The sequence below is a fragment of the Metallibacterium sp. genome (genome assembly GCF_054637675.1).
Map to the genome: position 1 here is coordinate 25,398 of NZ_JBTSRB010000007.1, position 21,859 is coordinate 47,256.

Here is a 21,859-nt window from a genome sequence, read left to right on the forward strand (position 1 = left end):
CTCATCCGACGTTTGGATGTTTGCCGTGCAGGGTGAGGCGGCGACCACACAGGCGCAGTTGCGTGTCCCAGGCGCGATCGACGATGGGCTTGGCAAGCGCTTCATGGCGCACCTGGATGATGCGGCTGACCTTGGCCGGATAGCGATACGACCAGGTCGCCCCGCCGATCAAGAGCTTGCGCGCATAGCCATTGCCGGTCTGGTGATGCCGCCCAGCCGGCGCGTGCCGCTGGAGCTGTGCTGGCGCTGGGCGTCATGCCGAGCTAGGCCATCAGCTGGCGGGGCGGGGGCGCTCAAAGCGCCCGAGGTCGCCGATCTCGGCGAGGATCCCCAGCGCGGCGGTGAATTGCACCCCCCGCGTAGTACCTGTAACACTGGATAGAACCGCCACCGCGCCGGACTCGGGGGTACTTTTACACATAGGCCCTTGTCATCCGTGACTTTCACGCGGGTGCAACACCTTGAGCTTCGTAGATCAGCATTTGAGTGGGCTCCGAAGCCACGCGTGCGGGTTACTCAGAGCCCTACTCAAGTCACGGCAGGCCGCGTAAGCGGTCTGCGGCGGATATCCCCGGACGGGGAAGTGAGCATTTTACTAGGTTTCTGCTGGGTTTCCCGGACTGCTGCGGACCTGCCCGGAATTCCAAATGGTGCCGAAGGAGGGACTCGAACCCTCACAGTGTTGCCACCGGCGGATTTTGAGTCCGCTGCGTCTACCGATTCCGCCACTTCGGCACGGATCAAGCGGGGAAGTATGCGGTATTCAGTCGATCGGGTCGAGAGACAACTGCCGTTCACGGCGCTGGTAATGGCCGGGCGCGCCGGCTTGCGGCTCGTACACGCCGCAGCAGGTGATGGGCTCTGCGTACACGTGCAGGCTGATCGCCACCGCGCTGCTGCTGGGATTGCGGATGGTGTGGTACTCGTGCGGCGGGATCAGGCTGCCGGCCGAACCGGTGCCGGCGATGAAGACTGTTTCGGCGTCGAAGCGCCAGCCCGCGGCATCGTGCGCACGCAGCGCGTAACGGGTGATCTGCAACTGGCCCCGCCAGATGCCCTCGACGCACCACAGGCCGGCGTGATCGTGGATGCAGGTGCCCTGGCCCGGTCCCCAGGTCATCGCCACGATGCTGTAGGCGTGGCGCGTGCTGCGATACAACTCGCGCCGCGCATAGCGATCACCCCGCGGGGTGAGGATCGCGGCGGGCAGTTGCAAGCGCTGATCGCGCATGAGCTGACACAGACCGTTGCGCAGACGCGCGGTCAGTGCCTCGGTGTCGCTGGCGCCGAGCGCGGCGTCGACGCAATCGATCAGTGGCTGACAGATGGGGCTCACTGCATCAGTCATGGCGGGCCTGCTCCGCAGGTGCTGGGGCGACGCTGCCGGTGGTGTCAAGGGTGTCGAGAAAACGGTGCATCTCGGCGCCGAAGCGATCGGTATCGACGAGGAACGCGTCGTGTCCTTGTGGAGAATCCAGCGCCACAAAATCGACCTTGGCGCCGGCCTCGGCGAGGCCGTCGGCGATCGCCTTCTGCTGCTCGATGGGAAACAGGATATCGGTATCCACGCCGATCACCAACGCGTTCTCGATGCGGATTCTCTTGAGCCCGGCGGTCACGCTGCCGCCACCGTATTCGGCGATGTCGAACCAATCGCTGGCGCGGCTGAGGTACAGGTAACTGTTGGGGTCGTAGGTGCGCACGAAACGGCGCGCGTGTGCTTCGAGGTACGACTCCACGGCGAACTCGAAGGCAAACGGATCTTCGTCGCGCGCGCCGCTGTCGAGGCGGATGCGACTGAAGCGGCCGCTCCACTCGAGCGCTGATCGATATGTGATCACGCCCAGTTTGCGCGCGATGCGCATGCCGGCCTCGGGGTAGTGCGCATCGTCGTAGGCGCCGTCGTTCCAGTTCGGATCAAGGCGGATGGCCTCGCGTTGCAGCGAGCGAATGGCGATGGCGAATGGCTGCGCCTGTGGCGCGGTCGAAATGCTGATGTGCGCGCGCGTGCAGTGTGGGTGCAGCAGCATCTGCGCGAGCGCGGTCATGCCACCCATCGAGCAGCCCACCAGGCAGGCCAGGCGCGCGATGCCCAGCGCATCGAGCAGATGTTGGTTGGCGTTGGCGGCATCCTCCAGGGTGAGTTCGGGAAATTCGATGGCGTAGGGTCTGCCACTGGTCGGATCGTGCGAGGCCGGGCCAGTGGAACCCTTGCAACTGCCCAGCGAGTTGACGCAAATGACAAACCAGCGTTCGGTGTCGATGGCCTTGCCGGAGCCGATGATCGCTTCCCACCAGCCATCGGATGAGTCATGCGGGCCGGATGCCGCGTGCGCGCTGGGCGAGAGCCCGGGCAGGATGAGCACGGCGTTGTCGGCATGCGGCGACAGCGTTCCCCAGGTTTCGTAGGCCAGGTGGGCGCCGATCAATTCGCCGCCGCGCTTCATGCGAAACGGCGAGGGCAGGCGGTGATAACGACGCGCGTCGGCCATGGCGGTGCACTGTGGATCAAATCACGGAGGCTAGCGTCAGTCGATGTCCGCGCCAAGCGCATCGCACAAGGGGATAGGCTATTTCTATGCCCGCCATCGCGACAATCGCTTGGACTGCCGTGCGCGCTTGTGTGAGCATCGCGCCCGCAAACCCGCAGGAAGGTGCCCATGACGATCCGTGATTTCCGCTATCTGATCGCTGTCGCGGACTGCCTGAATTTTCACGAGGCTGCGCGTCGTTGTCACGTCACCCAATCAACCCTGAGCATCCAGTTGCGCAAGCTGGAGGGTTATCTGGGCGCGGAGTGTTTCGAGCGCAACCGCGGCGGCGTACGTGTTACTCCGGCGGGCCGCGAACTGGTGCGCCATGCGCGCGAGCTGGTGGATTCCTTTGAGCGCATGCGTCGCATTGGCGCGACTTTCAAGCGCGAGCGCGAGCAGGCCACCGTGCTGGCCGCGGGGTTTTCCTGCGTCTGAACCCGCGCGCTCAGGGCGCGCACGCGCGCTGTGTGTTGCCATGGCTTTTCTTGGAGCTGCAGTAGATGCCGTGCAGGGTTTCGATGATGACCTGCGCGGGGCCGTTGACTAACGCGTAATGGATGGTTTGCGCCTCGCGACGCGTGGTCACCAGATGCTCTTCGCGCAACACCGCCAGGTGCTGTGACAGCGCGGACTGGCTGAGATCGATGCGCGCGTTGATGTTCCCGACGGACATCTCGCCACCGACCAGCAGGCACAGGATGCGCAGGCGCTGGGGGTTGGCCAGGGCGCGCAGCAGGCGCGCGGCGTCCTCGGCATTGCGCTGCATGCCCTCGAAGTCAAAGTTGTTGTCCAAGGCAACGCTGTTGCGATTGCTGCGCGACGCGGTCATGTCGACTCCTGCGGGTTATCTGCTGCGGATAGTGTGCCCGCTTGCCGGCAACAGGGGTACTCTCGTGCGGCACGGCAGGGCGGTTGACAGTATGTATAAAATATAATTAAGATATATCTAATATTATGGATTGGACCTCGTGCGCGATGCCGCACGCAACGACCGGAGAGCGGGAGGGACCATGGCAAAGAGCATCGTGCTGGGCGCCGGCATCGGCATCGGCGGCATGACTGCGGCGTATGAGCTGCGTGCGGGGATGGGTGGCGACCACGCCATTACCGTGATGGGTGATGGCCCGGGATTTTCGTTCACACCCTCCAACCCATGGGTGGGCGTGGGCTGGCGCAAACGCGACGACGTGGTGCTGGAGGTGAAGCCCTGTCTGGCGCGCAAGAAGATCGAATTCGTGGGCGAGCCAGCTACCGAGAAAAATCACGTGCTCGAGGCGCTGGGTATCGAACGCATGAAGAACACGCCGAAGTCCTGATCGATCCGGCGCGCGGGGCTTGCTTCGCGCGCGGATAGCGCTATGTCAACCACGGTCTACCGTGCCGCCGCGTGGCAGCGCGCATACCGTTTCAACTTCACCACACGAGTCTCGTCCGCCATGAATATCGACCGCATTGTTTTCGCCTTTGCCGGCAGCATGATTCTGATCAGCGTGCTGCTGGCTTGGTTGGTTTCTCCGCCGTGGATGCTGCTGGCGGCCTTCGTCGGACTGAATCTGCTGCAGTCGGCATTCACCGGTTTCTGCCCGCTGGCGATGGTGTTGCGCAAGCTCGGCCTGCCGGCCGGTTGCGCGTTCCGTTGAGGCGCGTGCCCATGCCCAGCCTGCGCAGGCTTTTGCACGGCTTCGCGGTGACGCCGCTTGTGTTGCTGGCCGCATGCAGCCATTCGCAAGCACCGGCACCGACCGCCAACGCCGCGCCGCCGGTGCTGACGGTCGCCGAGCAGGTCACGCCGCGCGACCGCGTGTGGGATGGCACGGTGCAGGCGGTCAATCGCGCCACGCTGTCGGCGCAGACCGCCGGGCGCGTGGTCGAGCTGCCCTTCGATGTCAATGATTACGTGCCCAAGGGCGCGGTGGTGGCACGCTTCACCGATGTCGAGCAAGGTTCCGCGGCGCGTGCCGCGGCGGCACGAGTGCGTTCCGCGCAGGCGAGCTATACCGATGCCGAGGCGCAGTACACGCGCATCGCGCAGATCTATGCGCGCAAGCTGGTCTCCAAGTCCCAGTACGACCAGGTCGTGGCCACGCGTGATTCGGCCAAGGCCGCGCTGGATGCCGCGCGGCAGAACGCGCGCGCGGCGCGGCAGAGTCAGGATTACACCGTGGTGCGCGCGCCCTACGCGGGCATCGTCACTCAGCGCTTCGTGCAGATCGGCGAAGCGGTGCAGCCGGGGCAGCCGCTGATCGCCGGCATCTCGCTCAACCAATTGCGCGTCGAGGCGCAGGTGCCGCAAAGCGATGTCGATGTCATTCGCAAATACGCGCGCGCCTGGGTGGTGCTCGATGGCGGACGCAAGCGCATCGAGGCGGCCAAGGTCATCGTGTTTCCGTATGCCGATCCGGCCACGCACACCTTCACCGTGCGCCTGCAATTGCCGCCGGCCGATACCGGCCTGAATCCCGGCGAGGTGGTGCAGGTGGCTTTCATGGTCGGCTCGCGACCGCGCCTGCTGGTGCCGGATTCGGCGTTGCTGCAGCGGGGTGAGATCAGCGGCGTGTACGTGGTCCGCGATGGCGATATCGCATTGCGCCAGGTGCGGCTGGGAGCGCATTTCGGCGATCAGGTCGAGGTGATCTCGGGTCTGACGCCGGGCGAGACCATCGCCAGCAACCCGCTGCAGGCGGTGGCCTGGCTGGTCAAGCAGCACGACGCCGGCAAGCCGAACGACAAGGGAGCCTGAGCGCATGGCCGGCACCCAGCCGCTCGGCATTTCCGGGCGTATCGCGCGCGCGTTCCAGGCCTCGCAGATCACCCCGTTGCTGGCGATCGTGGGCCTGCTGCTGGGACTTGCCGCGGTCATCATCACCCCGCGCGAGGAAGATCCGCAGATCGAGGTCACCATGGCCACGATCACGGTGCCGTTCGCCGGCGCGGACGTGCGCGATGTGGAAAATCTGGTCGCGTTTCCGCTTGAACAGAAAGTCTCCGAGATCCGCGGCATCAAGCACGTGTACTCGGTCAGCCGTCCTGGCGTGGCGGTGATCACCGCCGAGTTCCGTGTCGGCGTGCCGCGCCGGGAGGCGATCATCCGTCTTTACAACAAGGTTTATTCGAACCTTGACTGGGTGCCGCCCGGCCTCGGCGTGGGTCAGCCGATCATCAAGCCCATGGGCATCAACGACGTGCCCATCATGACGTTGACGCTGTGGTCGGATCACGCCAATCCGGTGCAGTTGTCCGAGGTCGCGCGCACTCTGGAAACCACGCTCAAGACCGTGCCCGGCACGCGCGACGTGTACACCGTGGGCGCACCGCAGCGCGTGGTGCTGGTCAAGCTCGATCCGGGCAAGCTGGCGGCCTACAACCTCACCGTCACCGACCTGAGCAACGCGCTGAAGGCGGCCAACGTGGCCACTGACGCCGGTGACGAGTACAGCCGCAACACCGATTATCCGGTCAAGGCCGGCACGCTGTTGATGGACGCCAATCAGGTGCACAACCTGGTCATCGGCCTCGCCGGCGGCAAGCCCATTTATGTGTCCGACGTGGCCGAGGTCGTCGGCGGCGCCAACTACCCCACCAGCTATGCCGCCTACGGCACGCCGGTGGGCATGGGCGGGCCGGCTACCGGACTGGCGCCGGCGGTGACCATCGCCATCGCCAAGAAGCAGGGCGAGAACGCGATCAACATCACCGACGCCATCCGCGCGCGCCTGACCCAGCTCAGGAACATCGAGATCCCCGCCGACGTGCACGTGGCGGTGACCCGCGATTACGGCCGCAGCGCCGATGCCAAGGCCACCGAGCTGATGGAGCATCTACTGCTGGCAACGGTGTCGGTGGTGTTGCTGATGCTGCTGGCGCTGGGTTGGCGCGAGGCCATCGTGGTTGGCGTCGCCGTGGTCATCACCCTGGCCATCACCCTGTTCGCCTCATGGGCGATCGGTTTCACCATCAATCGCGTATCGCTGTTCGCGCTGATTTTCTCCATCGGCATCCTCGTCGACGATGCCATCGTGGTGGTGGAAAACATCCATCGACACATGGCCATGGGCAACAAGAAGCTCAGCGAGGCCATCCCCATCGCCGTGGATGAAGTGGGCGGACCGACCATCCTCGCCACGTTCACGGTGATCGCGGCGCTGCTGCCGATGGCCTTCGTCGGCGGATTGATGGGGCCGTACATGCGCCCGATCCCGATCAACGCCAGCGTCGGCATGCTGATTTCCCTGGCGGTGGCCTTCGTGGTCACGCCATGGATGGCGTATCACCTGCTCAAGAAGCTGGCGCAGCATCACGACGAGCACGGTGCCGGTCCCGGCCACGCCGCCGAGTCCAAGCTCGATCAGAAACTCTACGCGCTGTTCAATCGCGTGATGTCGCCGTTCCTGCTGGGCGAGAAAGCCAAACGCAACCGGCGCCGTCTGTTCGCGGCGATCGGCTTGCTGGTACTGCTCTCGGTGAGCCTGGTCGGCATCAAGGCGGTGATCCTGAAGATGCTGCCGTTCGACAACAAATCCGAATTCCAGGTGGTGTTGAACATGCCCGAGGGTTCCACCCTGGAGCAGACCAACCGCGTGCTCACCGACATGGGCCAGGTGCTGGCCAGGGTGCCCGAGGTCGTCAACTACCAGTTGTACGCCGGCACGCCCGCGCCGATCGATTTCAACGGGCTGGTGCGCCAGTACTTCATGCGCACCATGCCTTACCAGGGCATGATCCAGGTGAATCTGGAGGGCAAGGACGCGCGCTCACGGCAGAGCCACCAGATCGCGCGCGCGGTGCGTCCACAACTCGCGGCCATCGCCGCGCGCTTCCACGCGCATCTGCAGGTGGTCGAGATCCCGCCCGGACCGCCGGCGATGGCGCCGATCGTGGCCGAGATCTACGGCCCGAGCTACGCGGTGCAAAAGAAAATCGCGCTGGACGTCGAGCACCTGTTCGAGCACACGCGCAACATCGTCGATGTGAACACCACCGTCGAGAATCCCAGGGCGCAGCGCAAGTTGCTGGTGATCGATCGCACGCGCGCCGCGACGCTGGGCGTCAGCCAGCAGCAGATCGTCGATGCCATCGCCGCGGGCCTGGGCGGCATCAATGCCACGTATCTGCAGGATGGCAACGCCAAGCACGCGATCCCGGTGGTGCTGCGCCTGCCGCAGTCCGATCTGGGCTCGCTGGATTCGGTGCTCACGCTGCGCGTGCGCTCGCAGGGTGGCCAGTTGATTCCGCTGTCCGAGGTGGTGCACGTCAAGACCACGCCGTGGTCGGACGCGATCTATCACCAGGATCTGCTGCCCGTGACCTACGTTACCGGCGATGACGCCGGGCACGTGGACAGCGCGCTGTACGGCATGTTCACGCTGGTCAGCGAGATCAGCCAGCGCACCTTCGACGGGCACCACCTCAGTCAGCACTTCATCGGACCGCCCGAGAATGGCGACAGCTTTTCGATCAAGTGGGGCGGCGAGTGGACCACCACGTACGAGACCTTCCGCGACATGGGCCTGGCCTATTCGATGGGCCTGGTCCTGATCTACCTGCTGGTGGTGGGGCAGTTCCGCAGCTACCTGGTGCCGCTGGTGATCATGGCGCCGATTCCGCTGACCGTGATCGGCGTGATGCCCGGGCACTGGCTGATGCACGCGCAGTTCACCGCGACCTCGATGATCGGCATGATCGCGCTGGCCGGCATCATCGTACGCAATTCGATCTTGCTGGTGGACTTCATCAACCACGCGGTGCTGGCCGGCAAGCCGCTGGAGGAGGCCGTGATCGAGGCCGGCGCGGTGCGCGCGAAACCCATCATCCTCACCGCGCTGGCGGCCATGATCGGCGCGTTCTTCATTCTCGGCGACCCGATCTTCCAGGGCCTCGCGGTGTCGATGGTGTTCGGCATCCTCGTCTCCACGCTGCTGACGCTGGTGGTGATCCCGTTGCTGTACTTCGGGTATCTGAAGCGTTTCGGTGTTGCCGCGCTGCGGCACGAGGCGTGACCATCAGCCGGGAACGCGCCATGAATAATCAGCTCCTCTCCCGCCGGGACAGGCATCCCCTGCGCGCCGTCATCCAGGCAACGCTGCGATTCTCGCTTTGCCACCGGCGCGCAACGCAGCCGGTGTCGACCATCTCGCAGCAAGTCAATTCTGCAGTTCGAGGCGCTTTTCCATGCGGTCCAGTCGTTCCGACAAGCGATCAATGGCCGCCTGCTGGCGCGCGTGATCACCATACAGCTCGGCATAGTCGGCATGGCCCTTGGCCTGCCCACGCTCCAGGCTGGTGAGGCGTTGTTTCACGTCCTGGAACTCGGCGCGCACCTCTGAGCGGAGCGTCTGCACCTCGTTGCGCAGACCCTTGAGCATTTCCAGGATCAGATTTTCGATTTGCTCGGTCATGGCAGCAGTCTAACAGCGGGTGATCGAGCGTGGAGGTGGATCGTCCATCAAGACGGGCGATGGCTGCTGCAAGCCTTAGATCGTTGCCTGCGGGGGTGCGTCAAAGTGTGATCGCCATCCCACTCAGGCCGCGCATCCCTGCCATCCGTCGGCTGAACGCCGCCATTGATCGGATAGGCATGGGCTTTTGCGCCGCGCCGAGTTCAATCTCAGCGTGCGGCTGTCGGCCGCGACAGGGGGCGGCAATGCGCAACGCGCGCGGATTCACTCTGCTGGAACTGATGGTCGTGCTGATCATCGTGGCGATCGTTTTGACTTTCGCCATACCCAGCTTCCGTACGCTGTTGATGAATAGCCGCGTCAACGACGTCGTGGGCAACCTCTCGGGCGCGCTGAACTACGCACGCAACACCGCGCTCAGCAAGAACGCGCCGATCGGGGTCTGCCCGGTGAGTCCACCGGCGACGGCCGGGCAGGCGCCCGGAGCGAGCTGCCTCACCGCATTCGGCAGCGCCGCCAACGGCACGGCCTGGATGGTGCATTCGGGTCCGAGCAGCAATCCGGTGCCGCTGTCCACCTACACCCTGGCCGCCGGCGAACAGATCAGCATCAATGTCAATGCGGGTGGGGCAGCCAAGATCACCTTCGATGGTCGTGGGCTGGCCAACACCAGCAGCCTGCTGACAGTGTGCGATGCGCGTGGTGTCCCCGCTGCCCGCGCGGTCGAAGTCAACGCCGCCGGCTATGTGCAGATCTCGGCCAGCCCCGGTTTTGCGCCCGATGGCACTCCATTGACCTGCCCGTGAGAAGAACCATGCTCAAGCACAGTTCATCCGGTTTCACCCTGCTCGAAGTGCTGGTGGCGGTGGTCATCGTCTCGCTGGGCATGCTCGGCGTGGCGGCGCTGCTGGTCACGGTGCACAAGGCCGACACCTCCAGCTACATCCAGCAGCAGGCGGTGCAAACCACTTACGACATGCTCGATCGCATGCGCGCCAACCTGCAAGGCACGCAGGCGGGCAATTACATCGGCACTTACACCGGCACGCCGGCCAGTCCGCCAGCCTGCCAGGGCACCGGCAACATCTGCACGCCGCAGCAAATGGCCGCGTTCGATACCAGCCAGTGGACCTCGAGTCTCGATGAACTGCCCAGTGGCAGCGGCACCATCGCCAGCGCGGCATCGACCAATGGCACCGTCAGTGTGACGGTCAGCGTGAGCTGGAGCGATGCGCCCGGCGTCCAGGCCATCGAGCAGTTCAAAAAGAGTGGCCAGCAGCAGAACACCAGCCTTTCCAGCACCCAAAAATTCACCCTGACGACGGTGATGTGATGCGGCGCACTCCAAATCACTCGTTGGGCTTTTCTCTGGTCGAGCTGATGGTGGCCATCGCCATCGGTCTGATCGTGCTGGCCGGCATCGCCACGGTGTTCATGGCGCAGCGTCAGGTGGTCAGTTCGTCCTCGGCGCAGGGTGCCATCCAGAATGCCGACAACGCGATCTCGGCGATCCTCTCGCCGGCGATACGCGGCGCCGGTTTCACCGGCTGCGGCACCTTGGCCCAAGCGGTCAATTCCGTCACGACGCCGCCACCCGGCATCAGCTATTCCACCTGGGCGAGGCCGTGGGTGTTCAGCCGCGGCAATTTTTCCGCGCCGGTGTTCGGCTTCGATGCCAACGGCACCGATGTCGGTGGCAGCTACGCGATCACCGCGCTCAATGCCGCCAACGTCACCAATGGCGGCGACTGGACGCCGGCGCTGACCGGCAATCTGGCCAGGCTGGCCGAGCAAGGCAGCGATGTGCTGGTGCTCAACGGCGAGGCACCGGGCACGCATCCGATCGGGGTGCCCACTGTGCAGCAGACCACCGCGCCCAATCAGTTCACTGTCTACAACGCTGGCACCAGCAGTCCCGGTGCCAGCCCGATCCAGTTCACCGATGCCAACGGCAATGTGTTGCACGTGCTGGTCACTGCGGTAGCGGTGTCCGACTGCGCCAAGAGCTCGATCTTCGTCCCCGCGATGACCAGCAGCACGGACATCACCAATCCGGTGGCGGTGGCGGCGATCGGCAGCCATGGCGCCGGCAATGTCAGCCAGCAGATCGCCCCGGTGTATCAGGACGGCGTGCAACTGGCGCCCATGCAGCAGGTGGCCTATTTCGTGGGCCAAGGTCATGGTGGGCAGAGCGCGCTTTACCAGGCCGTGCTGGTGCAGGGACAGTGGAGCGTGCAGGAGCTGATTCCCGGCGTGGACAACATGCAGGTGCTGTATGGCGTGGGCTTGAACGGACAGATCACGCAGTACCTCAGCGCCAAAGATGTGCAGGCACTGCAGGCCACTCCACCCGCGGGCGTGACCAGCCTGCCGTTCAACCCGTGGACCATCGTCAACAGCATACGCATTGGATTTCTGATCGAGGGTGGTTTGGGATCGGTCCCGGCGGACAGCAATCCGAAGCAATGGAACGTGCTGGGCACCACCATCACCTTGCCAAATCTGCCCCCTCCAAATAGTGCCGTGCCGAATGACACGCGCCTGCGCCATGTCTACGTGATGACGATCAACTTGCGGAACACCACGCTATGAGTATTCAACGCACGCTCTTTGCCAAGCGCACGAAGGCGCGCGGTTTCGTGTTGCTGACCGCGCTGGTGATGCTGCTGGTGCTCACCCTGGCCGCGATCGTGGCCATGGCCATGCAGACCACGCAGATCCGCGTGGCCGCCAATGCCAAAAGCGCGCAGATGGCGCTGGCCGCGGCCGAAGGCGCGTTGATGACCGATCAGGCCGCGGCGCTGCAGTTGCAGTACCCGGTCGCGCCCGTGTTGTGCGCGGCGTCGGTGGCTTGGAGCACAAACACGTGTGGCGCCACGGCTTGGCCGACCACGGCCACGGCGGCTGTACCCAGCGTGGCGATCGAGCAACTGCCCGCGGTGACGCGTCCCGGTGAGTCGGCCGCGACAGGTACATACCCCGGCAATCGCGCGCCGATTTTCCGCATCACCGTGCGCGCCGCCAATCCCAGCAACCAGAACAGCCAAGCCGTGGTGCAAAGCCTGATCCAGTAATCGCCCCGCCCAGCCGCATCCACACCCGCAGGCCCGATATGAACGCCAACAAGACATTGCGCAACCTGATGCTGACTGCGGCGCTGGTGGTCGGCGCCGGTGCGTTCGCGCCACCGATCGTGCCTGCGTACGCGGCCGCGCCGACGCCGGTGCCGATTTCGCAGGTGCCGCTGACTTCAGCCTCGCCGATCCGGCCGCAGGTGTTGTTCGCGGTGGGCAATTCCGAGTCGATGGACGGCACGCTGTCGGGCGCGATCATGGCCGGCTCGGGCGCGCTCAGCAACGGCAATCTCTCGCTGGCAGCCTCCAGTTCGCCCGTTGTGTATCAGGTGCCCAACGGGTTCACGCCGCCGCTGAATGCGGGCACGACCTGCGTGTCGCCGCTGACCGGCAATTGCGCACCTTATACCGTCAACAGTGGCGGAACCTTGTACGACAACGGCGCCAGCCGTCTGAACGTGGCCAAGGGCGCCATGCAGGCGATCCTCAACAGCTACATGCAGAACACCGATTTCGGCTTGGTGGACTATCAGACCGGTTCGCCGACGCGATATACGACGTGGGTGTACTACATGTCGCCCGCGGGCGGATTCACGTTCACCGCCACGCCGCCGGCAGGCAATCGTTATGTGATCAATCCCTGCTTCGGTTATCTCACGGCCAGTTCGACCGTGAAAAGCAATTGCAGCTCCATCGCCAACCTCTACGGCAGCGCCACCCTGTCGGGCAACCAGTACATGCTGGTCGGCGCCAGCAGCGATGATCCCAACATCAACGACGTGTTGTATGCCGGTGGCCTGGCTTCGGTGGGTGTGGCCTATAACGGGCCATCGCCAGCCAATCCTTTCTCGTATTACTCGCTGGCCCAGTACAACGCCAGCCTGGGCAACATCCTCAGCACGTACTACAACTCCTACCCGGGATCGGTAGCCACCCAGACTACACCCACCAACGCCGGCTATATCCCGTTCTCGCCGCAGGTGATGTATTCGCTGCGTGGCTTTGGGTACGGCGCAAGCCAGTCCGCGAGTACGGGTCATCTGGTGGTGCCGATGACCTCAGCCGGTCAGGCGCCAACCACTAGTAGTGTTGCCACGGCGATCAGCCAATTCACCAATGCGCTGGCACCCGAGACGAATAATACTGACAGCTCCGAGATCAAGGCATCGGCCGGGCAGGCATCGACGCCAGGCCTGCTGGCCAAAGCGCTCAGTTATTTGCAAACCAGGCCCAATCCTTCGGGCTATACCTCGGCGCAACTGGCTGGCTGCAACATCAATCGCTACGTGATTCTGATCACCGACGGCTTGCCCACCATGGATGCGTCTGGTGGCAACTGGCCGCCGCTGGGCAGCCTCTCGGCGACGGGATTTGGCGTGTCGGCTACTTTCGATCCCACCACCGGTGCGCTGACGACCACCAACGATCAGGCGCTGACCGACACCATCAGCGCGATCACTGCGTTGAACACCGCCGGTATCAAGACCTATGTGGTGGGCCTGGGTGCTGCGGTGAATCCCAGCTTGAACAACGTCGCGGCGCAAACCCTCAACGCCATGGCGGTGGCTGGCGGTACCTACAACCCGGGCTTCAACACGCCGCAAATCAACGTGGGTTATGGCACCGGCACGCTGCCCGCGGGCTATCTCGCGGCCACTTCACCCGCGGCGCTGGTCACCTCGCTCAACACGGTCCTGGTGCAGATCCAGGCGGGCACGCAGTCCACCACCTCGGCGGCGGTGAACTCGGCCACCATCAGCAGCAACACCACGATTTACCAGACCCGGTACACCTCGTCCGATACGCCCTATCAGGACTGGACCGGCAATCTGCTGGCGTTCCCGATCGTCAATGGCACGGTGAACACCGCGACCAGCAACGCGACCTGGCAAGCCGAGCTTCAACTTGACAGGCAGGTATGCGGGGCTGGCGTGGTCGAGCCGCTGGGCGGACCCAACGGCGGCGCCGGGGGCTGTGCCAACAACATCGCCAACCGCTTTATCGCCACGTGGAATCCTGTCAGCGATACCGGTGTGCCGTTCGAGTGGGCCAATCTCTCCCCGGCACAGCAGGCGCAGCTTGGCAGCACCACGGCCGCCGGGCAGAATGTCCTCGACTATTTGCGCGGCGATACCGCGCTGGAACAGCGCAACAGCGGTACCTACCGCAACCGTTCGCATCTGCTGGGTGACATCACCGACTCGAATCCGATCTACGTCGGCGCGCCGAACGGCCCGTACGGCGATGCCTCTTACCTGGCCTTCGTGACGGCGCAAGCCACACGCACGCCGGCGCTGTACGTGGGCGCCAACGACGGCATGCTGCACGCGTTCAACGCCAGCAACGGCAACGAGAACTTCGCGTATATTCCGGACGGCGTGTTCGCCAACCTGCAAAAGCTCACGCAGCCGTTGTACAACCAGGCGCATCTGTTCTTCGTCGATGGCTCGCCCGCGGCCGGTGATGCCCTGCTGTCCTCGGACGGCAAGTGGCACACCTTGCTGGTCGGCGGCGAGGGCCCCGGCGGCAGCTCGGTGTTCGCGCTGGATGTGACCAATCCCACCGTGACCACCGAAGCGCAGCTCGCCAGCAAGGTGTTGTGGGAATACAACGCCAACGGCAGCGATCCGGACATGGGCTTGAGCTACGGCGAGCCGGTCATCACGCGGATCAACGCCAATTCCGTCCTGGACACCAGTGACAACCAGACCGTGCCGGGCTTCGCCGTGTTCTTCGGCAACGGCTACAACAGCCCCAACCAGAGCGACGTGCTGTATGCGGTGAAAGCCGGCAGCGGCACCTTGTTGCGCAAGATCGACCTATGCGCGGCGGTGGCTGGCGCCTGCAATGCAAGTCTGCCCAACGGGCTTTCCGGCGTGGTGGCCGCCAACGCCAACGGCTTGCTGGGTTCGCCGGCGGACATGGTGTATGCCGGTGATTTGCAGGGCAATCTGTGGGCGGTGAACGTCAGTAATTCGAACCCGGCCAGTTGGACGGTGCGCTTGCTGTTCACGGCGCGCGATGCCAGCGGCAACCGTCAGCCCATCACCACCACGCCGACGGTCACGCTCAATCCCAATTATCCGAACCAGCCTGGACTGATGCTGTTCTTCGGTACCGGGCAACTGCTCGGCACCGGCGACCTCAGCACCTCGCAGGTGCAGAGCTTCTACGGCGTGTGGGACAACGGCACCAGCACGGGATTGCTGCGCGCGAACCTGCAGCAGCAGACGATCACCAATGTGGCCGCGGGCACGCTCGATTCGCAACACAACGCTCTGGCACAGACCGCGCGCACCATCACCAGCAATCCGGTCAACTGGTCCACGCAGTCAGGCTGGTACTTCGATTTGCCGGGGCCGATCAGCGGCAACACGCCCAGCGAACGTGTGATTACCTCGCCACTGATCGAGAACGGCGGTGTGGTGTTCACCACGTACACGCCGCCGCCGAACGGCTCGCTCACCTGCAACGCCACAGGCACATCTTTCCTCATGGACGTGAATTACATCAACGGCGGCGCCTTCACTCAGCCGCGCCTCGGCCTGGGGCTTAATGGCAACTTTGTCAGCGTCGGTGGCAACAACCCGGTGGGCACGCAACTCAGCGGCGGCTACGCAGCCGCACCAACCATCCTCACCAATCCCAGCGGCGGCGGCAATATTTATACGCCTGGCTCCAACCTCCAGATCCCGGTGACGCCCGAACAATACGGCGGTCGTTCGCGCCTGGGTTGGTGGCAGGTGCAATGATGCCGGATGACACGACCATGACGGGTGCGCCTGATCGGGCGCCCGTGGAGAACAAGCAATGAATCCTGTGCGTGGTTTCACCCTGATCGAGCTGATGATCGTCGTGGCGATCATCGCCATCCTCTCGGCGATCGCATACCCCGCGTACAACAAGTACGTGTTGCGCAGCCGGCGCTCGGATGCCTACGCGGCGCTCAATCAGGATCAGGCCATCATGGAGCGCTGCTATGCGCAGTACTTCTCTTACGCGCCCACGACCGGCAGTTGCCCCACGATCGCGGCCGATTCAGCCGAGGGCTACTACAGCATGACGGTTGCACCCACATCATCGACCTACACGATTACCGCCACCGCCATCGGTCCGCAGGCCCAGGATACCGGCTGCGCCACGCTGAGCCTCGATCAGGCCGGCAACAAGACCTCGACCGGCGGCGGCGCCAACTGCTGGGGTTCTTGAGGCCAGATTCGCCATGGAATTGATGCGCGCCAGCGGTTTGGACGGCCATGCCGTGCGTGGGTAGCGTGCTAGCATGCCGCGCGTTCAAAGCCGAGCCGACGCATGCAGATCGAAACCAAATTGCCCGCGGTTGGCACCACCATTTTCACGGTGATGAGCCAGCTTGCGCTGCAGCACCAGGCGATCAATCTGGGTCAGGGCTTCCCTGATTTCGACCCGCCGCAGGCCTTGCAGGATGCACTGGCGCGCGCCATGCGCGAGGGCCGCAACCAGTACGCGCCGATGACCGGCATCACCGCGCTGCGCGAGCAGATCGCGCTGAAGACCGAGCGTCTGTATGGCCGCCGCGTCGGCGTCGATACCGAAATCACCGTCACCTCGGGCGCCACCGAGGCGCTGTTCGCCGCCATCGCCTGCAGCGTGCGCGCCGGCGAGGAAGTGATCGTGCTCGATCCCTGTTATGACAGCTATCAGCCGGCCATCGACCTGCAGGGTGCGCGCGCGGTGCATGTGCCGTTGCGCCTGCCGGATTTTTCCGTGGACTGGCAGCGCGTGCGCGACGCGGTCACGCCGCGCACGCGCATGATCATCGTCAACAGCCCGCACAATCCTTCGGGCGCGGTGTTCTCCACCGCCGATCTCGATGCGCTGGCCGAGCTGGTGCAGGCGCATGGGCTGTGGGTGCTGTCCGATGAGGTCTACGAGCACATCGTGTTCGACGGCGCGCAGCATCAAAGCGTGCTGCGCCACGCCGCGCTGTCCGAGCGCAGCTTCGTGGTCAGCTCGTTCGGCAAGACCTATCACTGCACTGGCTGGAAGCTGGGTTACTGCATCGCGCCCAAGGTGCTCAGCGCCGAGTTCCGCAAGGTGCATCAGTACCTGACGTTCTGCAGCTTCCAGCCCGCGCAGTGGGCCTTTGCCGAGATGCTGGCGCACGCACCCGCGCATTACCTCGAACTGCCGGTTTTTTATCAAGCCAAGCGCGATCTTTTCCGCGCGCTGCTGGCCCCCTCGCGGCTGCAATTGTTGGATGTGCCCGGCGGTTATTTCCAGTTGGCCGATTACAGCGCCATCCGCGATGTCGATGATCTGAATTTTTGCGACTGGCTGGTGCGCGAGGTCGGCGTGGCCGCGATTCCACTGTCGCCATTTTACGAGACGCCACCGGATGCGCGCCTGCTGCGCTTCTGTTTCGCCAAATCCGATGCCACCCTGGCCGCCGCCGCGGAGCGCCTGTGCAAGCTTTGAGGCTCGGTCTGGTGCAAGGCGAAACACGCTGGCACGACGCCGCGGCCAATCGCGCGTATTACGGCGAATTGCTGCGCAGCCTCAAGGGGCAGGGCAGCGACTTGATCATGCTGCCGGAGACGTTTCTGTCCGGTTTCACCAACGACACCTTGCATCAGGCGGAGGACATGGACGGCGCCGGTGTGCACTGGTTGCGTGCGCTGGCGGCGGATTTGGGCGCGGTGATCACCGGCAGTCTGGTGGTGCGCGAAGGCGGCCGCTATTTCAACCGGCTGCTGTGGATGCAGCCGGATGGCCAGTGCCTGCACTACGACAAGCGTCATCTGTTTCGCATGGCCGGCGAGCACGAGCGTTATGCCGGCGGCGCCGAGCGACTGATCGTCGAGATCAAGGGCTGGCGCGTGCTGCCGCAGGTTTGCTATGACTTGCGTTTTCCGGTGTGGCTGCGCAATCGCCGCATGGAAAGCGCCACGGGCGGCATGGATTACGACCTGCTCTTGTTCGTGGCCAACTGGCCCGAGCCGCGGCGCCACGCCTGGCGCACGCTGCTGCGCGCGCGCGCGATCGAGAATCTGGCCTGCGTGGCCGCGGTCAATCGCGTCGGCCGCGATGGCAACGGTCTGGATTACGCCGGCGACAGCGTGGTGCTGGACGCACTCGGTCAGCCGCTAATGGAACTGGGGCGCAGCGCGCAGGCCGTTACCGTCATGCTCGATCCGGCTGCATTGCTGGCGCACCGCGCGCGTTTTCCGGCGTGGATGGATGCCGACGATTTCAGCCTGAGCGAAATCTGAGAAGTTCGAGCAACGCTGGCGGGACTTGCTTCCCTTCGCCCATGATCCGCCGCGGGCAGATCATGCGCTGCCGAATGCCCGGGCGCTGTGCGTGAGGGCCGGGACGAGGTGGCGCCCAGTACCGGATGAGCAACTGGTCTTTCTCGTCACGAAGCAAGAAGCAAGATTCGAACCCTCACCGCAACCCCTCTCCCGGCGGGAGAGGGGCTATTCGGTGCTTGCCGAAGGCTGTCGCAGCTCGTCGGATGAACTGGCTTCCCTTCTCCCGCCGGGAGACCAACGGAAGTCCGCAAGGGAAGGTGGCGCATAGCCCGGATGGGTTCTCGCGTGGCGCAAAGGCGAGGCACCCGAACCCCGCGCTCCCTCTTCCACCGGGCGAGGGGCTGAACTTCAGCAGTTCAGAACTTCGCGCCAGGCTTGCCGCGGCGCGAAGCCGGCGTGGACGCCGCGGCACTGAACAGGCCTTCGTCCCAATAAGGTTCGTCGCCGAAGCGCGCGGCCAGAAAATCGATCAGGCTGCGCGTCTTGGCGGGCAGGCTGCGACCGGCCGGGTACACCGCGTAGATCGTGGCTTCGGGCAGGCGCCAGTCGCACAGGATGCGCATCAGCTCGCCGCTGCGCACCAGATTGCCGACGATGAAGCTAGGCTGCACCGCCACGCCCAACCCCCGCACCACGGCAGCGGCGAGCACGTCGCCATTGCTGGCGTGCAGCGGGCCGTGCACGCGCACGTTCAGGGTTTCCTGCTCGCGCGCAAAGGCCCACACATCCGGGTGCGCGGTGAGCGTGTACAGCAGCGCCGTGTGCGCTTCCAATTGCTGCGGATGCGTCGGCGTACCATGCGCTTTCAGATAAGCTGGCGCAGCCACCGCCAACATGCGCGCGGGCGCGATGCGCCGCGCGATCAGGCTGGAGTCGGCCAGATTGCCGATGCGGATGGCCATGTCGAAACCGTCGCGTACGAGATCGGCGCGGCGATCGTTCAAATCCAGTTCCAGTTCGATGCGCGGATTGCGGCGCAGGAATTCGGTGAGCGCATCGGCCAGATGCCGCGTCGCGAACGAGGTCGGCGCGCTCACGCGCAGATGGCCGCGTGGCTCGGTCTGACGCTGCCCGGCTTCGGCCGCGGCTTCGCTGAGTGCCGCCATCGCTGTGGCCACGCGTTCGTGATAGTGGCGGCCGGCTTCGGTGAGGCTGAGTTTGCGCGTGGTGCGCTGGATCAGGCGCACGCCCAGGTCTTCTTCCAGCGCGCGGATCAGTTTGCTGGCCTGCGCGCGCGAGATGCCGCTGTGGTTGGCCGCGGCGGCAAAGCTGCCGTCATCGACCACACGCAGGAACAACTGCATCGCGGCATAGCGGTCCACGGCGGCGGCTCAGCGTCCGCGGCCGGGCGGGCGTGGTCCGCGCGGTGCATCGTTGCGCGGGCGGCGATCGCCAGCGGGCCGCGGTCCGCGATCTCCACCTGGGCGTGGTCCGCGTTCGCCGCTGAAGGGTCGCGCGGCGCGATCGCCGCTCGGACGCGGACCACGCTCGCCGCCGAATGGGCGTGCCGCGCGCTCGCCAGCGGGTCGCGGCCCGCGATCTCCACCCGGGCGCGGCCCACGTTCGCCACCGGGACGTGGCGCCCGTTCGCCGCTGAAAGGCCGTGCGGCGCGTTCTCCGTGGCCTCGACTGGCCGGTAGCCACGGGCCTGTTGCCATGTGCGCGCCAGCGCCACGGCGCGGGCCGCCGCGCCCGGGGCGATCCTCGCCCGCCACCCATTGGCGCACCGAGGGCAGTTCCTGCCCAGGGCTGAACGCGCGCGGCTTGCGTGCGCCATGCGCGCGATCCGCGCGCATCACGTTGCCGTTGACCTCGCGCTTCGGACCCGTGGTGCGCCGCCGCGTGTCGCGGTGATCGTCGCGCACGCGATCGAAGGCAGCCAGCTCACGACTCTCGTCGCTGCCGGCGGCCCAGGCTTGCGGGCGGTCGGCGCGCACCTTGACCGCGTTGCGCTGCGCACGGCGCTGGTGCAACACCGGCTGCAGGGTCAGCGTCGGTTGCGGCGCACCGAGCCCGGCGATCGCGCGCAGCGCGCTCACGGCTTCAGCGTCCAGCGCCTGCGAATGGCCGCGGCGCAACAGGCGCGGCAGCTCGATGTTGGCGTAGCGGATGCGCTTGAGGCGACTGACCATGAGGCCTTGTGATTCCCACAGGCGTCGCACTTCGCGGTTGCGGCCCTCGCGCAGAATCACGCGGAACCAGCTATGGCTGCCACCGCGGCTGATCGGCGCGATTTCCTCGAAGCGCGCGGGGCCGTCTTCCAGTTCGATGCCGGCGCTGAGCCGCGCCAAGGCCTCGTCCGGAACCTCGCCATGCACGCGGCACAGGTATTCGCGCTCCAGCGCGGTGCCGGGGTGCATCAGCGCGTGCGCCAGATCGCCGTCGGTGGTCAGCAGCAGCAGGCCGGTGGTGTTGAGGTCGAGGCGGCCCACCGCGATCCAGCGCGAGCCTTTCAGACGCGGCAGATGGTCGAACACCGTGGGGCGCCCTTCCGGGTCTTCGCGGGTGATCACCTCGCCCTCGGGCTTGTGATACATCAGCACTTCGGCGTCTTCGCGGCGATCGCTGGCGACCACGTAGGCGTGGTTGTCGAGTTCGACACGATCACCGGCGCCGACGCTGGTGCCGATCGTGGCGACGTCGTTGTTGACGCGCACCTCGCCCTGCTCGATGCGTTGCTCCAGCAGGCGGCGCGAGCCGAGTCCGGCGTTGGCCAGTACCTTGTGCAGGCGTTCTTCGAGGCGCGGGCCGTGGTCGGCGGCGGCCTGACGCTTGAGTGACAGCAGGGTGCGCGTGGGCGCGGTCATGCGAGGTGCTCCTTGGAATCGGTGTCTTGCGTCGGCGCGATTTCTCCGAGCGCGGGTGAGTCGATGGAATCGGATGATGCGGAAAAATCAGGCGTGATGCCGACAGTGCTGGCCTCGGTATCGATGCGCGCGGGTGGGGTGGAACTGGCGCTGCCGAGCGCGGCCTCGAACTCGAACTGCGGCGCCAGTTCCTCCAGATCACGGATCTCGGCCAGCGGCGGCAGATCTTCCAGCGCCTTGAGGTTGAAGTAGTCGAGGAATTGGCGCGTGGTGCCGAACAGTGCGGGGCGGCCGGCCACGTCGCGGTGGCCGACGATGCGGATCCACTCGCGCTCTTCCAGCGTGCGAATCATGTTGCTGGATACCACCACGCCGCGAATCTGCTCGATCTCGCCGCGCGTGATCGGCTGCCGGTAGGCGATCAGGCTGAGGGTTTCCAGCAGCGCGCGCGAGTAGCGTGTCGGGCGCTCGGCGCTCAAGCGCGCGACCCATGCATGCACGTCGCCGGCGACCTGATAGCGATAGCCGGAGGCGACTTCGCTGAGTACCACGCCGCGCGCGGGTGCATCGGCCCGCAGGGCTTCGAGCGCGCACGCGATGTCGCCGGCGGTTACGCCCTCGTCCTCGGTGAACAGACCGGCGAGCCTGGTCGATGACAGCGGTTCGAGGCTGGCGAGCAGGGCGGCTTCGAGGATGCGCTTGATCTGATCGGTGTCCATGTGCGGGTCGTGTGTGTTGCGTTATCGGGTGGCGCGC

Annotated in this window: 20 protein-coding genes, 1 tRNA gene and 1 pseudogene; 13 read left to right on the forward strand and 9 right to left on the reverse strand. The window is 65.2% G+C overall.

From position 1 onward, the window contains the following. Positions 1-19: 19 nt before the first annotated feature. The 4 genes and pseudogenes from ACYDAT_RS03965 to metX form a co-directional block, all read right to left on the reverse strand. A pseudogene (locus tag ACYDAT_RS03965) lies at positions 20-322 on the reverse strand (transposase); the annotation flags it as partial. 326 nt (positions 323-648) lie between these two features. After that, positions 649-735: transfer RNA gene (locus tag ACYDAT_RS03970), tRNA-Leu, on the reverse strand. A 28-nt stretch (positions 736-763) separates the two neighbouring features. Continuing rightward, complete coding sequence (locus ACYDAT_RS03975) at positions 764-1,348, reverse strand: cysteine dioxygenase family protein (RefSeq protein WP_461448542.1); 585 nt, start codon at positions 1,346-1,348, stop codon at positions 764-766. Beyond that, complete coding sequence (gene metX / locus ACYDAT_RS03980; RefSeq protein WP_461448544.1) at positions 1,341-2,492, reverse strand: homoserine O-acetyltransferase MetX; 1,152 nt, start codon at positions 2,490-2,492, stop codon at positions 1,341-1,343. Before metX ends, ACYDAT_RS03975 begins: the two co-directional genes overlap by 8 nt. A 168-nt stretch (positions 2,493-2,660) precedes the next feature. Between metX and ACYDAT_RS03985 the strand changes: the two genes are divergently transcribed. Beyond that, complete coding sequence (locus tag ACYDAT_RS03985; protein WP_461439486.1) at positions 2,661-2,969, forward strand: LysR family transcriptional regulator; 309 nt, start codon at positions 2,661-2,663, stop codon at positions 2,967-2,969. Between the two features lie 10 nt (positions 2,970-2,979). Here the strand turns inward: ACYDAT_RS03985 and ACYDAT_RS03990 are convergent, their stop codons facing one another. Further along, positions 2,980-3,300, reverse strand: a complete 321-nt coding sequence (locus tag ACYDAT_RS03990; RefSeq protein WP_461439497.1) for an ArsR/SmtB family transcription factor — start codon at positions 3,298-3,300, stop codon at positions 2,980-2,982. Between the two features lie 244 nt (positions 3,301-3,544). Here ACYDAT_RS03990 and ACYDAT_RS03995 point away from each other — a divergent pair, with 244 nt between their 5' ends. The 4 genes from ACYDAT_RS03995 to ACYDAT_RS04010 all read left to right on the forward strand — a co-directional run bounded on the left by ACYDAT_RS03995 (position 3,545) and on the right by ACYDAT_RS04010 (position 8,530). Continuing rightward, positions 3,545-3,850 (forward strand): hypothetical protein, encoded by a 306-nt coding sequence (locus ACYDAT_RS03995; protein ID WP_461439487.1) that lies wholly within the window; start codon positions 3,545-3,547, stop codon positions 3,848-3,850. Between the two features lie 120 nt (positions 3,851-3,970). Then, a complete protein-coding gene (locus tag ACYDAT_RS04000) occupies positions 3,971-4,174 on the forward strand; it encodes a YgaP family membrane protein (protein WP_461439488.1) in 204 nt (67 codons plus the stop codon). 11 nt (positions 4,175-4,185) lie between these two features. Next, positions 4,186-5,274, forward strand: a complete 1,089-nt coding sequence (locus ACYDAT_RS04005) for an efflux RND transporter periplasmic adaptor subunit (protein WP_461439489.1) — start codon at positions 4,186-4,188, stop codon at positions 5,272-5,274. A 4-nt stretch (positions 5,275-5,278) separates the two neighbouring features. Continuing rightward, the gene (locus tag ACYDAT_RS04010) at positions 5,279-8,530 is read left to right on the forward strand and encodes an efflux RND transporter permease subunit (RefSeq protein WP_461448546.1); all 3,252 of its coding nucleotides are present in this window, start codon (positions 5,279-5,281) and stop codon (positions 8,528-8,530) included. A gap of 144 nt (positions 8,531-8,674) precedes the next feature. On the opposite strand, the gene ACYDAT_RS04015 is transcribed toward ACYDAT_RS04010, so the two are convergent. Next, complete coding sequence (locus tag ACYDAT_RS04015; protein ID WP_461442177.1) at positions 8,675-8,929, reverse strand: hypothetical protein; 255 nt, start codon at positions 8,927-8,929, stop codon at positions 8,675-8,677. 245 nt (positions 8,930-9,174) lie between these two features. Between ACYDAT_RS04015 and ACYDAT_RS04020 the strand changes: the two genes are divergently transcribed. The 8 genes from ACYDAT_RS04020 (at position 9,175) to ACYDAT_RS04055 (ending at position 18,254) form a co-directional block, all read left to right on the forward strand. Further along, entirely contained in the window at positions 9,175-9,735 is a 561-nt protein-coding gene (locus ACYDAT_RS04020) for a GspH/FimT family pseudopilin (RefSeq protein ID WP_461439492.1), read from the forward strand. A gap of 8 nt (positions 9,736-9,743) precedes the next feature. Beyond that, the gene (gene pilV, locus ACYDAT_RS04025; protein ID WP_461442176.1) at positions 9,744-10,262 is read left to right on the forward strand and encodes a type IV pilus modification protein PilV; all 519 of its coding nucleotides are present in this window, start codon (positions 9,744-9,746) and stop codon (positions 10,260-10,262) included. Next, positions 10,262-11,521 (forward strand): PilW family protein, encoded by a 1,260-nt coding sequence (locus ACYDAT_RS04030; protein ID WP_461448548.1) that lies wholly within the window; start codon positions 10,262-10,264, stop codon positions 11,519-11,521. Before pilV ends, ACYDAT_RS04030 begins: the two co-directional genes overlap by 1 nt. After that, positions 11,518-12,003, forward strand: coding sequence for a pilus assembly PilX family protein (locus ACYDAT_RS04035; RefSeq protein WP_461448550.1), 486 nt, complete (start codon positions 11,518-11,520; stop codon positions 12,001-12,003). Before ACYDAT_RS04030 ends, ACYDAT_RS04035 begins: the two co-directional genes overlap by 4 nt. A 38-nt stretch (positions 12,004-12,041) precedes the next feature. Then, complete coding sequence (locus ACYDAT_RS04040; RefSeq protein ID WP_461448552.1) at positions 12,042-15,755, forward strand: pilus assembly protein; 3,714 nt, start codon at positions 12,042-12,044, stop codon at positions 15,753-15,755. 58 nt (positions 15,756-15,813) lie between these two features. Further along, positions 15,814-16,212, forward strand: a complete 399-nt coding sequence (locus ACYDAT_RS04045; RefSeq protein WP_461448554.1) for a type IV pilin protein — start codon at positions 15,814-15,816, stop codon at positions 16,210-16,212. Positions 16,213-16,314: 102 nt separating this feature from the next. Beyond that, positions 16,315-17,460, forward strand: coding sequence for a pyridoxal phosphate-dependent aminotransferase (locus tag ACYDAT_RS04050; RefSeq protein ID WP_461448556.1), 1,146 nt, complete (start codon positions 16,315-16,317; stop codon positions 17,458-17,460). Continuing rightward, positions 17,448-18,254 (forward strand): amidohydrolase, encoded by an 807-nt coding sequence (locus ACYDAT_RS04055; protein ID WP_461439881.1) that lies wholly within the window; start codon positions 17,448-17,450, stop codon positions 18,252-18,254. The genes ACYDAT_RS04050 and ACYDAT_RS04055 overlap by 13 nt, the downstream gene beginning before the upstream one ends. Before the next feature lie 398 nt (positions 18,255-18,652). Here ACYDAT_RS04055 and ACYDAT_RS04060 read toward each other — a convergent pair whose 3' ends face one another. From ACYDAT_RS04060 to scpB, 3 genes are read right to left on the reverse strand one after another with little or no spacing between them, the layout of a single operon-like run. Then, on the reverse strand, positions 18,653-19,618 hold the full coding sequence (locus tag ACYDAT_RS04060) for a LysR family transcriptional regulator (RefSeq protein ID WP_461448558.1): 966 nt from the start codon (positions 19,616-19,618) through the stop codon (positions 18,653-18,655). Between the two features lie 9 nt (positions 19,619-19,627). Continuing rightward, the gene (locus tag ACYDAT_RS04065; RefSeq protein ID WP_461448560.1) at positions 19,628-21,103 is read right to left on the reverse strand and encodes a pseudouridine synthase; all 1,476 of its coding nucleotides are present in this window, start codon (positions 21,101-21,103) and stop codon (positions 19,628-19,630) included. Then, on the reverse strand, positions 21,100-21,822 hold the full coding sequence (gene scpB, locus ACYDAT_RS04070; RefSeq protein ID WP_461448562.1) for an SMC-Scp complex subunit ScpB: 723 nt from the start codon (positions 21,820-21,822) through the stop codon (positions 21,100-21,102). The genes ACYDAT_RS04065 and scpB overlap by 4 nt, the downstream gene beginning before the upstream one ends. Positions 21,823-21,859 lie beyond the last annotated feature (37 nt).

What these genes read in the sequence shown, in the direction of transcription:
- ACYDAT_RS03975 (WP_461448542.1), bottom strand. Translation starts at nt 1,348, where the DNA reads ATGACTGATGCAGTGAGCCCCATCTGTCAGCCACTGATCGATTGCGTC.
- metX (WP_461448544.1), bottom strand. Translation starts at nt 2,492, where the DNA reads ATGGCCGACGCGCGTCGTTATCACCGCCTGCCCTCGCCGTTTCGCATG.
- ACYDAT_RS03985 (WP_461439486.1), top strand. Translation starts at nt 2,661, where the DNA reads ATGACGATCCGTGATTTCCGCTATCTGATCGCTGTCGCGGACTGCCTG.
- ACYDAT_RS03990 (WP_461439497.1), bottom strand. Translation starts at nt 3,300, where the DNA reads ATGCAGCGCAATGCCGAGGACGCCGCGCGCCTGCTGCGCGCCCTGGCC.
- ACYDAT_RS03995 (WP_461439487.1), top strand. Translation starts at nt 3,545, where the DNA reads ATGGCAAAGAGCATCGTGCTGGGCGCCGGCATCGGCATCGGCGGCATG.
- ACYDAT_RS04000 (WP_461439488.1), top strand. Translation starts at nt 3,971, where the DNA reads ATGAATATCGACCGCATTGTTTTCGCCTTTGCCGGCAGCATGATTCTG.
- ACYDAT_RS04005 (WP_461439489.1), top strand. Translation starts at nt 4,186, where the DNA reads ATGCCCAGCCTGCGCAGGCTTTTGCACGGCTTCGCGGTGACGCCGCTT.
- ACYDAT_RS04010 (WP_461448546.1), top strand. Translation starts at nt 5,279, where the DNA reads ATGGCCGGCACCCAGCCGCTCGGCATTTCCGGGCGTATCGCGCGCGCG.
- ACYDAT_RS04015 (WP_461442177.1), bottom strand. Translation starts at nt 8,929, where the DNA reads ATGACCGAGCAAATCGAAAATCTGATCCTGGAAATGCTCAAGGGTCTG.
- ACYDAT_RS04020 (WP_461439492.1), top strand. Translation starts at nt 9,175, where the DNA reads ATGCGCAACGCGCGCGGATTCACTCTGCTGGAACTGATGGTCGTGCTG.
- pilV (WP_461442176.1), top strand. Translation starts at nt 9,744, where the DNA reads ATGCTCAAGCACAGTTCATCCGGTTTCACCCTGCTCGAAGTGCTGGTG.
- ACYDAT_RS04030 (WP_461448548.1), top strand. Translation starts at nt 10,262, where the DNA reads ATGCGGCGCACTCCAAATCACTCGTTGGGCTTTTCTCTGGTCGAGCTG.
- ACYDAT_RS04035 (WP_461448550.1), top strand. Translation starts at nt 11,518, where the DNA reads ATGAGTATTCAACGCACGCTCTTTGCCAAGCGCACGAAGGCGCGCGGT.
- ACYDAT_RS04040 (WP_461448552.1), top strand. Translation starts at nt 12,042, where the DNA reads ATGAACGCCAACAAGACATTGCGCAACCTGATGCTGACTGCGGCGCTG.
- ACYDAT_RS04045 (WP_461448554.1), top strand. Translation starts at nt 15,814, where the DNA reads ATGAATCCTGTGCGTGGTTTCACCCTGATCGAGCTGATGATCGTCGTG.
- ACYDAT_RS04050 (WP_461448556.1), top strand. Translation starts at nt 16,315, where the DNA reads ATGCAGATCGAAACCAAATTGCCCGCGGTTGGCACCACCATTTTCACG.
- ACYDAT_RS04065 (WP_461448560.1), bottom strand. Translation starts at nt 21,103, where the DNA reads ATGACCGCGCCCACGCGCACCCTGCTGTCACTCAAGCGTCAGGCCGCC.
- scpB (WP_461448562.1), bottom strand. Translation starts at nt 21,822, where the DNA reads ATGGACACCGATCAGATCAAGCGCATCCTCGAAGCCGCCCTGCTCGCC.